Origin of the sequence: Paraburkholderia madseniana (assembly GCF_009690905.1) — a bacterium.
Taxonomy (GTDB): domain Bacteria; phylum Pseudomonadota; class Gammaproteobacteria; order Burkholderiales; family Burkholderiaceae; genus Paraburkholderia; species Paraburkholderia madseniana.
Genome location: NZ_VOSW01000008.1, coordinates 47877 through 63014, shown reverse-complemented (window position 1 = coordinate 63014; position 15138 = coordinate 47877). Strand labels below are relative to the sequence as shown.

The following is a 15138-nucleotide window of genomic DNA, read 5'->3' as shown; positions in this document are numbered from 1 at the left end:
GCCTTGGCGGCCACCGGACTTTAGACCGCCGAGCGGTGACCTTCAGTTCGTCGGTGAGCTCCTTGGTGATCAGAATCCAGTCCTCACCTGACTGGTGGACATGGGCTGCGCTTATTGCCGGAAATAGGGCTGGAAAGCAAGGCTGCGCAAGGTCGAAAGTTTAGCTTACGCATTGGCTTCTCGCGCGGGCCGACGAGCGGGATCTTGGGCCGGCGTCAGCCGGGAGGGCTCCTGCAGGGAATGGAGCGACGAGCGCCGCATAGCAAAGGCAACAGATGAAAGAAGATGACTTGCGGCTTTTGAGGGCGAGTCGGGTCAGTTGACTACTTCAATCAGATGTTCGCCACGGCGTTCGTCAACAGTAAGTGTTGCGTAGTAACGGTTATCAAATCGTGCACTTCACACGTTCAATCGGTTCATGCAGAGCGTGATTAACGTCGCACCGATGACGTTCCGTTCACAATCGTGCAAGGCAGTGCACCCAAGAAAGCCGTTCGTGCGGCACGTCTGTCGCGATATCTGAACGCGCAGGGTTCGCCGTAGGCGCAAGCACCTTCGTGTGAACTAAGTCATCGACCGAATCTGGGCATCACTCCCTTCTGATCGCGAGCCGTACACCCTGCCGGTGGCTCTCCCTGAAGAGCTTGGCCGCGTCGTCCGAATACGGATTGGGCAACTCGTACACAGCGACGGTAGGGGTTCGCACGTTCACGACGTAGAGGATGTGCCAGCGGTTCGCGCCTTCGCCACGCATCGAGACGGCCGCGGTAACCTGCGATCGCTCCAAATCCACGTACCCCGGGTCGCCTGTGTGCGCCTTAACCTCGTAGTGGATGAAGCCCTTCGAATCCGACACCTTGAAGTCGAAGCCTTGGTCGTCGAGTGGAGTAAGGCCAAGGTATCGTCTCCCCATTGACGAGACCCAGTGTTCCGGACGCAAGTTGCGGTGCTTGGAGCGGAGGTGACGGTAGGCTGCGAGTTCGCCGGCGAAGCCGATCAGGTCGCGCTGCTCTTGGCTAAGGTATTGAGGGTCGTCTCGTCTGGCTCCTCCGCCTCGGCTTGGTCTTTTCTGCGGTTCTCCTGGTCCGAAAGGATGGAGGGCGGCGAGCCCCGACCGGTCGCGGAAATCGCGGCTGCTCAGCGCGTTCTCCATCGCCTTCGCGACCGCATCTAGCCAGCCGTCGGCGCCACCGTCGATTTCCGTGTTGCCGAACCGGAGACTTCGTCGCTCCTTTTGCTGGCGGGATTGGCGCTCGCGTTCCTCCCGTTCCTCGAAGGCAAGGTCGTCTGTCGTTAGATTCATGGCCCCGGCATCTCGGCTAGCGAGCATTCCGGCCGGCCAAAGGCCTGCCCGGTGGAGCGCCGGGACAAGCGTGTCAGCGTCGAGCTTGTCGAAGTCGAAGGTGCCGGACGTCACCGCTGCGCGACCGAGGGTCTCGGCAGCGCCTGTCCATGCCTCCGGAACGGTCGCCGAATTCTGCCTAGCCCAGGCTCGCACGAGGCGCCGCAGTTCGCCCGCCATACAGGCGAGCAGCTGCCGGTTGTGCTGGCGAAGGCGGTCGGGAAGTTCCGAAGTTACGAACGGACCCGGGCTAAAACGTTCGGCAGTCTGTTGGTCGATCTCTTGGTCGACCATCGCGCCGTCGACGTCATCGTGCTCGTGGGCCCAGTCGCTGGGCATGATGAGCCAAGTGAGGCCGATGTCGGTCGAATAGGCCGCGAGCCCACCGACTTGGTCGACTTTTGCCTTGTGGGCGTCGCGTACAACGCGCTCGAGTTCACTGCGGCGCTGCTCCACCCGCATCGAGAAGCGTTCCGCGAGGCGGTCGCCGAAGTCGAGCGGCGTGTAGCCGAGCGCGACGAGGCTGGTGTTGAGGACGCGGAAGCTGATACCTAGATCGCGTCTGAGGCCGTTCAGCGTGTCGGCGTCCCGGCACTTCGCCACGAGCTCCGCTGCAGGGGCGGCGGCCATGCCGGCGTTCGCCAGCGCTGCCACGACGTCGCCATCATCGGTCAGTCGGTCCGCTGCCTCGGATAGCGCAGCCACGGCCTCGGCATGCCCCCTCGAGTGGAGGATCGGCAGGAGGAACTTTAGCAGGCGTGGCGTCGTCGCTCGCAGCGAGCGAAGCAGCTCCACAACGCGTGGGACCGGTCGACCGAGCACACGGGCGAGTTCCTGATCGGTGGGCGTGCGCAGGTCGTCACCCTCCCGTGACATCTCGTTCTCGAGCGCTACAAAGGTAAAGCGGAACGCGTCCATGAGATTTGGCCTCCCAATCGCGAGAGGCACCGCAGCTGCGACTCGTGAGAGAGTAGGCCAGTCGAGTCCGCTTCCCGCTGCGATGATGGTTGGATTGTCATCGTTCGGAACGGGAAGGATGCCATCGAGTTCCGGCGGCAACGAGCTAGGGTTTCCGTCCACGGCAACCGTGATCCGCTCCACGAACCGCAGCCTAACGCGTCGGACCGCGTCGCTGAGCGCTTGCCGGGCGCGGAGCGTGTTCTGGTTATTAAGGTTGGAGCTGACCTCGAGCACTAGGACGGCGACGTCGGCGATCCACTCTCGTCCCCTGTCGACAAGAAGCGGGTTCTCGGCACTGGGAGCAAACCGCTCATTGTCGGTCTCGATCGTAAGGACGTCCTCTTGGATCGGCTGCACCTTACATCCCAGGTCGGTGCCGAGCGCTGCGATGCAGCTCTCTGCTGAGACCGGTGGCACCTCGAGCGTGCGGTGGCCTAGGGAGACGAGCACCTGCTGGAAGGTAGGCTGCGAGCCGTCGTCAACGTAGATCGTCTCCTTGGGCGGCGCTGTCTTTGAGACGCAGAGTGATCGCAGGCCACCCTTGGTGTCGACCGCAAGTTCAATTTCGCCTTGGAATAGGGGGCGGGGAGTGAGTTGGCTGTATTGCGACCAGGCCTCGCGATACGCCTTCCGGAAGTCGTCTAGGAAGGCATCGGAAATGCCGCTAGCCAGCATCTCCCCAAGGGCCAAGATCCGCTTGGGCGCGCTCTTTTGGTCCGCCCAGTTGAGCATGCCGAGCCAGGACGAGAGGACCTGCCGGAGCTTCTGGTTGCTCTCGATAAGCTCTCTGACGGGGCGATCCACTCGACGGACGAATCGAGGCACCTCGGTGCGCGTGCCCAGCCAGCATTGATCCACGCGCAATCCTTCAAATTCGTCGCTGCCGGAAGCCGGAAGCCATGCGGCGGAGCGTAGGAAGGCCAGAATTCCGCTTGGCCATGTTACGGTCTCAGAGCGAGGGCCTTCGCGCTTCACTGTGAAGGTCATCGCGGTTTCAGGGAGGCGCGCGATTGCTTGGATAGCTAGCCGTCCGTAGGCTAGCCGCGCCGGTCCGCTCAGCGTGTCGTAGCGATCCTGCCCGCATAGATAGGGAACGCCCGGGGTGACGTAGGCGCCGCTAGCGAAGGTGATCCTGCTTGTGGAGCGTGCGACCTCCTCTCGCCAGTAGACACCCAACTCCCTCTCGAAGTTCTGTTGGCCGAGAGACCCTGACTTGAGGCTGCTCCACATCCAACAGTCCATCCGTACCTCGGGGGTGCGGTGCCAGGGTAGGCCATCGTTTACGCCAGCGTGCCGTAGGAAGTCTCGCCAGTCCTGGGCGCTTTCGCGGCCGAGCGGCCAGTTCGTCCATGTGGGCAATAAGTGCTTGGCGACCCCGGCGATCTGTCGCTCCTGGCCAGCCTCCATGCACAGCTCTGTAAGGAGATCGCCGAGCGTGTCGCGCCATCCTGCGGAGAAGTAGGCCTGATTCGCTTTCGCGATCCCGCCGGCCGCAAGCGGCACCCAGAGGGCTGCCTTGCGGAGTACCTTGTCGAACTCGTCGCTGCGGTGTGCCCTCCAGGAGCGGAACGCCCAAAAGAGCGCCTCCCGCGCGTCTCGTTGCCGTGGACCTGCCCCGAGCAGTGTTCCGATTCGCGAGACCACTTGAACCAGACGGAACTCGCTTGCGAGACCAGCATTGACGAAGGCGGCCACCACTTCGGGGGGCCACGCGAGAGTCGGATCAGCGAACTCCATTCCCTTGGTGATGCTGCTCGGGGGGAAAACGCCTGTATCCTCCAGCCGCTTTTTCTTGCGGGTGGTTCGGGTCGGATCGGCGTTGATGAAGAACTGGACGGGACGTCCGTCGTCCGAGAGCCCGCCCTCGGCGCGGACGATCCTGCGTGACTCGTTCCTGAAGATCGGCTGGCCTTTGAGCAAGGCGAGGATGTCCGGTCTGGTGGTGAGGTCCGCGTAGAAGTCCTCCCACTGGCGGTTGGTTGCCTTCCGCTGGCGTCCCAGGTCGGCCGCAAGCATCGGTATCCAACTCGCGAGGCGTTGTGCGTCCGGCTCAAGGGGAAGTTCAGCTTCGTCCGCTAGCGTGCGCAGCACCTCTACACGCCGGGCTCCTAGGTTTCGACGAAGGAGGTGCGCGCCCGTGACCTTGGCCATCCATACCGCGGCTAGCGATCTATATTTTTGATCGGCCCAGTCAAAGACGTGGTCGAGCGTACTCCAGCGCCGGTCGGTGTCTGCGCGACTGACAACTGGCAGTGGCAGTTTGGTAATCTGTAACTCCGCCGCCTCTGCGGCGGCGAAGATGCGGTCAAGGTCGGACCAGGTGATTGCGTCGACGGCTCCATGTACGTGAGCCGAACGGGTTGCGTTGGAGCCGGCGAAGCCGCGTAGTAGCGCGAGGCACATCTCCGCCGCGACGTCTACCAACTCGTCGTTGAGCGCGTTCTCGAGGCTCAGGCCCTTGCGGTCAGGATCTGGAAAGAACGGTGCATCTAGGTAGCCGTTGAACGGGGAGGGGGTCTCCATTGGTAGAAAAGCGTAATAACGGCCTTCCTTGCCGTCCGCGTTCAGTGGGATCGCGATGCTGACGGTCGGGTCGCCAACCCAGTCACGCCACTTTTCCACCTTATGGCGCTGCTCGATCGCGCGCTCGACCGCGTCGAGAAAGCGTTGGCGCCTCACTATGCGGCTCGCGAAAAGGAAGATGCGGCCATCAGCCTCCACCTCTTCGAGCGAGAGGTTGGCGATTTCCGGCAGGCCTCGCATTCCGCGCTGGCGTCGGACAAGCTCACGGCGGGTCACCTGCCCGTCTCGGTCAACCTTCTCAATCGTGAGCTTAACCACGCGTGTGAGAAAGAGGGTCAGCGGCGCGCGCTCGTCAAAGAGCGCCTGCCACTCCTTCTCCATGTTAGATGCGGCAATATCGTCGATTAATGGCAGGCGTACGACGGTCGCGAAGCCGGCGTGGGCGTAGCCGATGACATCCGTCGGCGGCTCGGCGATGGCGAGAGGTAGTTGGAGGCTATGCGTCTTGCCGACGGCCTGCTCGGCGAGTTCCGGCGTGGCGAATCGCCGCAGACGCTCGCGCTGTGCGTGCTCCGAGGCGAACCGGAAACAAAAGCCGTCGAATCCCGGTCCGCGCCGGGGTCGGCGGGCCGAATAGATCTGGGGATCTTGACTGACAAGGGTGACGCTGCGGAAGCCGAGCCCCTTGTGCCCAATCGAGTTACCGGGCCGCTTCCGGCTTCGAGCAGGATTCACTATGGAATCGACATCGTCGCGCGAGAAGCCGTCTCCGCTGTTCGCGACATCAAGGACGCCATGCGAGCCGGCGGAGAGGTCGAGTCTGATGAGGATTTCGGCGGTCGGATGTTCGCCGGAGCCATCGTAGGCGTTCTGGATCAGCTCGCGCAGTATGCGGCCGTCATAGAGGGTGGCGGTGGTTTCCGTGAGCTGCCGCATCGAGTCGTCGCGTTCAGATCCGAGCTCCACGCCGCGCAGGGTGAGCTGGAGCTCGCGGTCTAGGATGTGCTCGAGGTAGGCGATCGGCTCGGGCTCACCAGCAAGTCCGGCGTCGGCGCTTCCGATCCCATCGCTGACTACGTGTAGCAAGTGGGCGTTGGTGCTGGCGCTCATGTTTTCTCCCCGTGGATCGACCTTCTATACCGCGCCGCGCTCAATTGAACGCGGAATTGGCCCACTGTGACGGAATTGGGTTTCGCTGGCGGCACCAGGTAATCGATCTCATTGAGTTCTCTTATCGGCCCGCATGAGCTTAGTGCGGTGAGTTCATTAACTCAAGCCCCCAGTATCAAGCGGAACGTTTTCGTTTTGCAGATGACGTGCCAAATGGGAGTCGCCGCCCACGTGGCTCCGTTCCTTATGTTGCGCCGTGCCGCGATACCCGCTGCATGACGAGCGGCGGGTGCGGGTTGGTTGCTTCGGTATTTTGAGTATAAGGACGGTATAGGGCGCGAGCGTAAACTCTGCTGTTGTGTCTTGTCCCCACCTAGCGTAGCTCTAGCCAATGCGAACATATTGCTCGAAGTGTGTGCAGGGGAGCTGGCAATGCTAAACAACCGTGATCCGAATTCATTCGATCGTGAGCAACTTTTCGAAGACGTACGGGCTGCTCCAATGGTGCACGTTGGCAAGAAACACGGTATTTCCGGAACAGAGGTTCGGCGAGTATGTGACGCCCTTCAGATTCCAGTGCCTGCGCCGGGACATTGGACACGCACGGAACTAGGGCGACCGGTCGAGCGACCCGCGCTTCCGCCTGTCTCGTCCCGGCAGACGGTGGCTGCGTCGACTCCGTCGATCGAAGCGCAACCGGTTTGCCAAATGCAATACCCAGGTGCGCCGCCCCTCGTGCGAGTTCGACGCGACGCTGGCGTTGCCATTGGGGTTGCGCAGGAGCCGCAAGCGCATTGGCATCCCGCTCTCCGCGGGCTGCGACAGCAAATGGAAAAAGATGCCGCTCGAGCCAATCGCCTAAAGAAGAAACATGACTTGGAACAAACTAATCCGGGGAAGCGATACCCGCCGGACGCGGATGCTGTATATGGTAGTTGGGAGTACTTTTGTGATGCCGGGCAACTACTACTTACGACAACGCATCGGAAGCTTGTGGCGCGTTTATCCGTATGCAGCTATAAGCGAGGACTTTCTTTGCTCAACGATGTCTGCCACATAGCGGAGCGGGTATGTAGTCGAAATTGCGAAAAGCGATGAAAGACTAAAGTTGTCCAAACAAGGTGCCTACGTCAAGATTCGCATCACTGAGAAGCTGAGCCGAGGCACCCGTTATCGCATTAACAGCTGGAACAAGTCTCGTGAACCGCTCCGGACGCTGGCGCCCACGGGGAAACTTGCGCTGTTTGTCGAGCAGCAAGGAACAGGGCATACCGAGCTCGCGGATCTTCCTGGTCAACTGCTGGAGAACCAGTTCGAACGCGTTCTCGCGGCGATCGACAATCGGCATCAAGGTTCCATCCGAAGGGTCGCCGAATGGGCAGAACTCGAGCGGAAATCGAAAGAGACTGAAAGCCGACGCCAGGAAGAAGAGCGGCAACGAAAGGAGGCACTGAGAAAGGCCGAGGAGGAAAGTCAGCGGCGCGAGGTGTTAATTTCGGAGGTCGAGAATTGGCGACTCGCAGTACTGATCCGTGCGTACCTCGCCATGCTGGACAATCAAATAGGCAGCGGCGCTCGACCCGCAGACGCGTATAGCACCTGGCGCGAATGGGCGTTGACGGTTGCCGACGACCTTGATCCCACCCGGCGCCGCGCTGCCTTTCGTGCTCCACCGGACCTGGGGTGAGTCGGCGCACAGGCCGCGTGGAATCACTTCAACGGTTCAAACTTGATCTTCGCTTGTTCGAGCATCCAGGCTTCGATCTTGTCATGCCACATCCGCAACAGATCAAGGGGGCGGCGTCGATAGTGTTTTTCGGCGATGGCCGATGGCTTATGACCTTGGATTTGGGCTACGACGCCAACGGGAACTTCGACCCACTCCGAAAGTGTGCCAAATGATCGGCGCAAGCCGTGAAGCGAAATATGCGGCAAACCTGTAGGGGCCAACGCGCGGTTATGCGCATGGCGCGGCTCGGCAATTTTCCCATCGGCTGCGGTCCTGCTAGTGAACACCCACTCGGATGGCGCCCACTGCTCGCCATTTTGGGCGAGACGCGTGGCTTGCCGCTTGTTGGGAGGAGTTTCGTTCAGTCGCTTCAGATTCAACAATAGACTCGCCAAATACGGAGACAGCGGGATGGTTCTGCCGCCGGTACCCTCGATTTTGTCGTTCATGGTCAAGCTGCGCCAGCGGAAGTCCACATCTTCCCAGCGCAATGCTGCTAGCTCTTCCCGACGAGCGCCTGTGATCAGAAGACCTTGCAGGTATGCACTGATGACAGGATTCGCGATGCAACGTACGGCGCCAAACCAAACATTCAACTGCTCGCGCTGCAGACAGTCGTCTTTCGCGACGCTACGAGGCAGAATCCCCTTTACCTTTGGCGACGTGTAGGCGTCGTGGGATATAGTGCCTGCGTACGTCTCGTGCGTGTCACACCACCGAATGAATGCCTTAAACAGACCAAACGCGTGAGCGGCGTTCGTCGGTCCACGGGCTATTTCAACCGCCAGCCACTCGGCCATGCTCGTTGCCGTGATTTCGGACAACCTGCACGGCATGAGCGGTGCTAATGGGCCGCGCACTTTTTCTTTGCCGCCACGTTTTGCGATACCACCGCCGGGCGAGGAGAGGTTGATATGGTCTGTAATGTATCTTTCCGACCTGGGCTTCTTCGTCTTGGGCGAAATCTTCGTTCGTAGATGCTCCAGGTACTGTTCCCACGCTTCCCCGACGGTCACATCCTGACGGCGTTTGGCTGCCTGTCGGGCCTCGTGTGCAGCCTTCTGCTCAGCCTCTCGTTCCCGAGGATCGATGCCGCCGTCGATGAGCGTCTGGAGGCTACGTGCTCGCTCCTGCGCCACATCGATCGCCCAACTTCTCGGATCACCGATCGTGATCCGCACCGTCGAACCATGTATCTTCCCTTGGAAAATGTAAGCTTTTGCACCGCCGGTTGTGGCACGCAAGCCCAGCCCCGGGGTCTTACTGTCCCAGAGAAACGACTGTGACTTACCTTCGGCGCAGCGATGGGCTTCTACCCGCGCCGCAGTGAAATTGACCTTCGCCACCGAGCCTCCTTTTTGTGAGTCGGCAATCCCGTGTAACCGCTGTGTAACCGGATTATGCGGTACCAAAGGTATTTAGATCAATGTCAATGGGTGGTTGAATTCAAGATATTCGTTAAAATACAATGGTTTGCGGGTGCCGATGTATGTCAATCTATCCAAAGGAATCCCGACTTGTTCGTATTCGCAATGCGAAGGTCGGGAGTTCGATCCTCCTCCTCCCACCAAAGATCACATCCGAAGTGGTCCGAGATTGTCCAAAAGCCCCGCAGCCGAAAGGTTCGCGGGGTTTTCTGTTTCTAACGAAGTCCAATCGCCTCCATCGCCTTCAAAGGGAGATGTCGCGCATGCGACTTGCCCCTACTCCCGAAACTCCACCCCATCCAAACGCCTCAACTGCGCGATGTCGCGAAGCGGCGGCGCGCCGAAGTGCCGGCTATATTCGCGACTGAACTGCGAAGGGCTCTCATACCCGACCCGGACCGCAACCGACCCGACATCTCCGCTATGCCGCAGCAGCAATCTGCGCGCCTCATGTAGCCGCAGTTGCTTCTGATACTGCAGCGGAGTCAGTGTCGTGACGTTCTTGAAGTGATGATGGAGCGACGACACGCTCATGTTCACCGCCTGTGCCAGCGTCTCCATCCGCAAAAGCTCGGTGTAGTGATTCTGGATCCACTCGATTGCCCGCGCGATCCGGTACGTCTGACTCCCGTTTACCGCGACCTGCCGCAGCCGTTTCCCTTGCTCGCTCGTCATCAGCCGGTAGAGCAATTCCTTTTCGATGAGCGGTGCGAGTACGGGAATGTCACCCGGAGTATCGAGCAATCGTACAAGTCGCAGCGCAGCATCGAAAACCGGTGCCGACAGCGTGGCCACAGCGATGCCTTCGCCTGCCGACGCGGCATCCGGTTCAGGCAGACGCAGTTGCGTCGCCAGTTCGACGATCCGCTGCGGATCGAGCGAGAACTTCACACACAGATAAGGCGCGTCGGGCGACGCCCGCGTCACCCGCGACATCACTGGCAGATCGACGGACGTCACGAGGCAATGCAGATGATCGTAGACGTACGCCTGCCCCGCGACCATGACCCGCTTGGCGCCCTGCGCCGCGAACACGAATGCGGAGTTCGTCACGCCGCAACCGAGATCCACGGGCTGCGAGTAGCGATAGAACGTGAGCGACGGGATCGCCGTCTGATGGGTGCCGTCCGTCGGCGCGAAGCGGCTGATGAGCGCGGCGAGTTCGCGGCGCGCGGTTTCGCGTGCCGCCGAAGGATCGGGCCGGGAGGAATGCTGTTTCATGCGCATGAAAATCCGTGGACGGAATCGAGCATACCCAACCGCTGCCGGGCAAGCGCGGCTGGCCTGCTGGATTTGCAGCATTGTTCAATAAATTTGCAGGATTGTGTAAGCGCAACAGCAGGCAGTCGGTACACACTGCCGCGTACACCCGGCGCCAAGTCCGGGCTTTCCCCACGGAGAGGTTCCATGTCTACATCGTTTGTCCTCAACGGCAAGAACGTTACGTTCGATGCCGATCCCACCACGCCGCTCCTCTGGGCGATCCGCGAGGACGCGGGCCTGCACGGCACGAAGTTCGGCTGCGGCATGGCGCAATGCGGCGCCTGCACGGTTCATCTGGAAGGCGAGGCCACCCGCTCGTGCGTGCTGCCGCTTGCGGCTATCGCGGGCAAGCGCATCACGACTATCGAAGGCATTGAAAGCCGGCCCGCAAAAGCCATTCAGGCCGCATGGGTCAAGCTTCAGGTGCCGCAGTGCGGCTACTGTCAGTCCGGACAGATCATGTCCGCGACAGCCTTGCTCGAACATAACGCGACGCCCACTGACGCCGACATTGACGCCGCAATGAACGGCAATCTCTGCCGCTGTGCGACCTACACCCGCATTCGCGCGGCCATCCACGAAGCCGCCGCCACCCTGAAGGCCTGACCATGACGACCGATCTCGATCTCACGGATGCGGTACGCCCGTCGCGCCGAACCTTCCTGAAAGCAGCCGGCGCCTTCGCGGCAGTCGGTCTCACCATCGGCTTCGAATGGGCGGGCACGGGCCGCCGCGCGCTCGCCGCCACGATGCCCGAGGCGACGTTCGCACCCAATGCATTCCTGCGCGTCGCGCCCGACAACAGCGTCACGGTCATCGCGAAGCATGTCGAGATGGGCCAGGGCGCGTACACCGGCATCGCGACGATCGTCGCGGAAGAGCTGGATGCGAACTGGCAGGACGTGCGTGTCGAAAGCGCGCCCGCCGATGCGAAGCGCTATGCGAATCTCGCGTTCGGCACGATCCAGGGCACGGGCGGCAGTTCGGCGATGGCCAACTCGTGGATGCAATTGCGCGAAGCCGGCGCGAAAGCGCGCGCAATGCTGGTCTCGGCCGCCGCTGCGCAGTGGCAGGTGCCCGCCTCCGAGCTGACGACGCGCGACGGCAGCGTTCATCACGCGGCCACGAACCGGACCGCGACCTACGGTTCGCTCGCGTCGGCCGCGGCCCGCTTGCCGGTGCCGGACACGGTCACGCTCAAGTCGCCGAAGGATTTTCGTTTGATCGGCCGTCAACTGCCGCGCGTCGACGTGCCGCCGAAAACCAACGGTACTGCGCAGTTCACGCTCGACGTGACATTCCCAGGCATGCTGGTCGCACTGCTGCAGCGTCCGCCGCTCTTCGGCGCGACGGTCAAGTCGTTCGATGCGTCGGCCGCGACAGCGGTGCCCGGCGTCGTCTCGGTCGTGCAAGTGCCGGGTGGCGTCGCGGTGGTCGCGAAGGGTTTCTGGGCGGCGAAGCAGGGCCGCGATGCGTTGAAGGTCGAATGGGACGATTCAAAGGCCGAAAAGCGCAGCTCGGACGCGATCATGGCTGAATACCGGCAGCTCGCCGAGCAGCCCGGTATGTCCGCCCGAAAAGACGGTGATGCGACGAAGGCGCTCGCAGGCGCGGTGAAAAAAATCTCCGGCAGCTATGCGTTCCCGTATCTCGCTCACGCGCCGATGGAACCGCTCGACGCGGTTGTCAAACTCACCGCTGACAGTTGCGAAATCTGGGCCGGCGACCAGTTTCAGACCATCGACCAGGCCAACGCCGCACATACGGCGGGGCTCGATCCGCAGCAGGTAAAGATCCACACGCTGTATGCGGGTGGAAGCTTCGGCAGACGCGCGAACACCCAGTCGGACTATATCGTCGAGGCCGTGTCGATCGCGAAGGCGCTGGGCGCGAACGGCACGCCGGTCAAGCTGCAGTGGACCCGCGAGGACGACATCCACGGCGGCCTCTACCGGCCGATGTACTTCCACAAGCTCGACGCGGGCCTGAGCGCCGACGGCAAGCTCGTCGGCTGGCGGCATCGCATCGTCGGTCAGTCGATTCTTGCCGGCACGCCGTTCGCCAGCGTGATGGTCAAGAACGGGATCGACGGGACGTCCGTCGAGGGGGCCGCTAACGTGGCCTACGCGATTCCGAACATCTCGGTTGAACTGACGACCACGCAGACCGGCGTGCCCGTGTTGTGGTGGCGGGTGGTCGGCAGCTCGCATACGGCATTCGCGGTCGAGGCATTCATCGACGAAGCCGCGCACGCCGCGAGAAAGGACCCGTTCGTCTTCCGCCGCGATCTGCTCGCACATGAACCGCGCATGCGGGGCGTGCTCGAACTCGCCGCCCAGAAAGCGGGCTGGGATCCGGCGAAACCGTTGCCCAAAGGCCGCGGGCGCGGCATCGCGGTAGCCGAGGCGTTCAAGACGTACGTCGCGCAAGTCGCGGAAGTCTCCGTCGACAAGGACGGTAACGTGAAAGTGGAGCGCGTCGTCTGTGCAGTGGATTGCGGCACGCCGATCAATCCCGACGTCATCGCCGCACAGATGGAAGGCGGCATCGGCTTCGGTCTCGGCGCGGCGTTGCACAGCGCGATCACGCTGAAGGACGGCAAGGTCGAGCAGAACAACTTCGACGGCTACCAGGTGCTGCGGTTCGCGGAGATGCCCAAGGTCGAGGTGCATATCGTTCAGTCGGGCGAAGCGCCGACGGGTGTCGGCGAGCCGGGTGTCGCACCGGTCGGGCCGGCGGTCGCGAACGCGATCTTCGCGGCCACCGGCAGGCGGATTCACTCGCTGCCGTTTCCTGCCGCTTCGGAAAAGACCGCCTGACGGGCTGACCTAAGACGACGCGCAGCGTCGTGATTAACTGCGCTCCCGCGTGCTTGTCATGCGGGAGCGTGGCGCTTTCCCGAATCAGAACGATCCGATCAGAACTTATCCCACCCGTCATCTACAGCCGCAGTAGCAAGTGCATTAACCGGCGCAACGGCCGTAGCCCGTGCAACGCGTTTCGGAGCAACCGCAACAGCAGCCGCCACCTCGCGCCGCGGCGCCTCGCGCCGAGCAGGAGCCGCCGCTACCGCAGCCGCCGCATCCTTCACCTGAAAAAACGCCACGGCGTCAGTCAACTGTTCCCCCTGGTCTTCCATCGACCGCGAAGCCGCTGCAGCCTCTTCCACCAAAGCCGCATTCTGCTGCGTGACGTTGTCCATCTGCGTAATCGCAAGATTGACCTGCTCGATCCCACGGCTTTGTTCGGTCGAGGCCGCTGCGATCTCCGACATGATGTCCGTGACTCGTGCGACTGCCTGAGTCACTTCAGTCATCGTCTTGCCCGCCTCGCCGGCAAGCGCGGACCCGTCGCGGATCTTGTCCACGGAGGTGGCGATCAGGTCCTTGATCTCCTTGGCAGCACTCGACGAACGTTGAGCCAGGCTTCTGACTTCGCTCGCCACTACCGCGAAACCCCGCCCCTGTTCGCCCGCACGCGCGGCTTCGACCGCCGCGTTCAGCGCGAGGATGTTCGTCTGGAACGCTATGCCTTCGATGATGCCCGTGATGTCCGCGATCTTCGTCGAGCTGTCGCTGATGTCGTGCATCGTGTTCACCACCTGCCCGACGACCTCGCTACCCTTTTGTGCCACCGACGATGCATTCGCAGCCAGCATGCTGCCTTGCTGCGCGTTGTCCGCGTTCTGCTTAACCGTGGAGGTGAGTTCTTCCATGCTGGAAGCGGTTTCCTGCAACGAAGCAGCCTGCTGCTCGGTACGCTGGCTCAGGTCCATATTGCCCGCCGCGATCTGACGTGCCGCGCCGGCGATGCTGGTGCTGCTGTCGCGCACTCGTCCGACGGTCACCGTTAGCCGTTCATTCATCTCGCGCAGGGCGGTCAGCAGTTTGCTGGTTTCGTCGCTGCCCTCGACCGTGATGCGCGTGCGCAGATCGCCTTCCGACACCGTACGCGCGACGTCGATCGCAAAACGCAGCGGCCCCGTCACTGCACGCGTGATCACCACGCATGCGCCGACGGCGAGCCCCAGCGCGATAAGGCAGATCGCGATCAGCAGATTGCGCTGGTTTTCGTAATGCGCCGTGTACTCGTTGACCAGTTGTTCCTGGCGTGAGCGCGTGTAGTCGGCATACGCGTTGGTCGCGCGAATCAGCGCGGCGAGCAGCGGCCGGCAATGCTCGTCCATCTCGACGATCGCTTCGTCCCGCTTGTTGGTGAGCGCGAGATTGACGATGTTGAGGGCAACCGGACCATAAGCCGCTTCGACCCGATTGATCTCGGCGACGAGACTGCGTGCTTTCTCCGACGTATCGGTCGCGCTAGCGATCATGTCGTTGAGCTTTTTCAGGTCGGTTTGCACGTCTTCGTGAGCGCGCGTCACGTCGGCTTTCTCTACTTCGAGATCCTGGGGTTTGCTCACGAGCACAAGGTTGCGCGCCGCGATCGCTCGGCGGTCCACGGCGGTTCGAACCTGCACCGCCATATCGGCGCGTGCGTTGATGCCGTGGACGAAGTTGGAAAACCCCTCGGTCGAATCGCTCAGCGCCTTCAGGGAAAGGCCGGAAACCGCGACGACAATGAGAGACAGCATGCCGAAGCCGGCAATGAGTTTGGTCTTGATGGTGAGGTTCTTGAGTGTCACGATTTTTTTCTCCAATAACGAAACGTTGAAGTGTTCGCAATGGACTCTCAGGTCCGGGCATGGGAGCGTCTATCTGACTGCCGACCATCGTGGCAGCCCCGCGCGGTTTACCCCTCGTGCCTTCCCTAAGACGCATCCCGCG

Annotated in this window: 7 protein-coding genes; 3 read left to right on the top strand and 4 right to left on the bottom strand. The window is 61.9% G+C overall.

What is annotated here, in order from left to right; translation table 11 throughout:
- Positions 1-589: 589 nt before the first annotated feature.
- Positions 590-5935, bottom strand: coding sequence for an ATP-binding protein (locus tag FSO04_RS06240; protein WP_154558856.1), 5346 nt, complete (start codon positions 5933-5935; stop codon positions 590-592).
- Positions 5936-7043: 1108 nt separating this feature from the next.
- Between FSO04_RS06240 and FSO04_RS06235 the strand changes: the two genes are divergently transcribed.
- The gene (locus FSO04_RS06235; RefSeq protein ID WP_154558855.1) at positions 7044-7622 is read left to right on the top strand and encodes a hypothetical protein; all 579 of its coding nucleotides are present in this window, start codon (positions 7044-7046) and stop codon (positions 7620-7622) included.
- A 23-nt stretch (positions 7623-7645) separates the two neighbouring features.
- Here the strand turns inward: FSO04_RS06235 and FSO04_RS06230 are convergent, their stop codons facing one another.
- On the bottom strand, positions 7646-9010 hold the full coding sequence (locus FSO04_RS06230) for a tyrosine-type recombinase/integrase (protein ID WP_168435583.1): 1365 nt from the start codon (positions 9008-9010) through the stop codon (positions 7646-7648).
- 357 nt (positions 9011-9367) lie between these two features.
- Positions 9368-10312, bottom strand: coding sequence for an AraC family transcriptional regulator (locus FSO04_RS06225; RefSeq protein WP_154558853.1), 945 nt, complete (start codon positions 10310-10312; stop codon positions 9368-9370).
- 186 nt (positions 10313-10498) lie between these two features.
- Here FSO04_RS06225 and FSO04_RS06220 point away from each other — a divergent pair, with 186 nt between their 5' ends.
- The gene (locus tag FSO04_RS06220) at positions 10499-10960 is read left to right on the top strand and encodes a (2Fe-2S)-binding protein (RefSeq protein WP_154558852.1); all 462 of its coding nucleotides are present in this window, start codon (positions 10499-10501) and stop codon (positions 10958-10960) included.
- A gap of 2 nt (positions 10961-10962) precedes the next feature.
- Positions 10963-13173: a xanthine dehydrogenase family protein molybdopterin-binding subunit gene (locus FSO04_RS06215; RefSeq protein ID WP_154558851.1), complete on the top strand. Its 2211-nt coding sequence runs from the start codon at positions 10963-10965 to the stop codon at positions 13171-13173.
- A 98-nt stretch (positions 13174-13271) separates the two neighbouring features.
- On the opposite strand, the gene FSO04_RS06210 is transcribed toward FSO04_RS06215, so the two are convergent.
- Positions 13272-14996, bottom strand: coding sequence for a methyl-accepting chemotaxis protein (locus FSO04_RS06210; protein ID WP_168435582.1), 1725 nt, complete (start codon positions 14994-14996; stop codon positions 13272-13274).
- Positions 14997-15138: the final 142 nt, after the last annotated feature.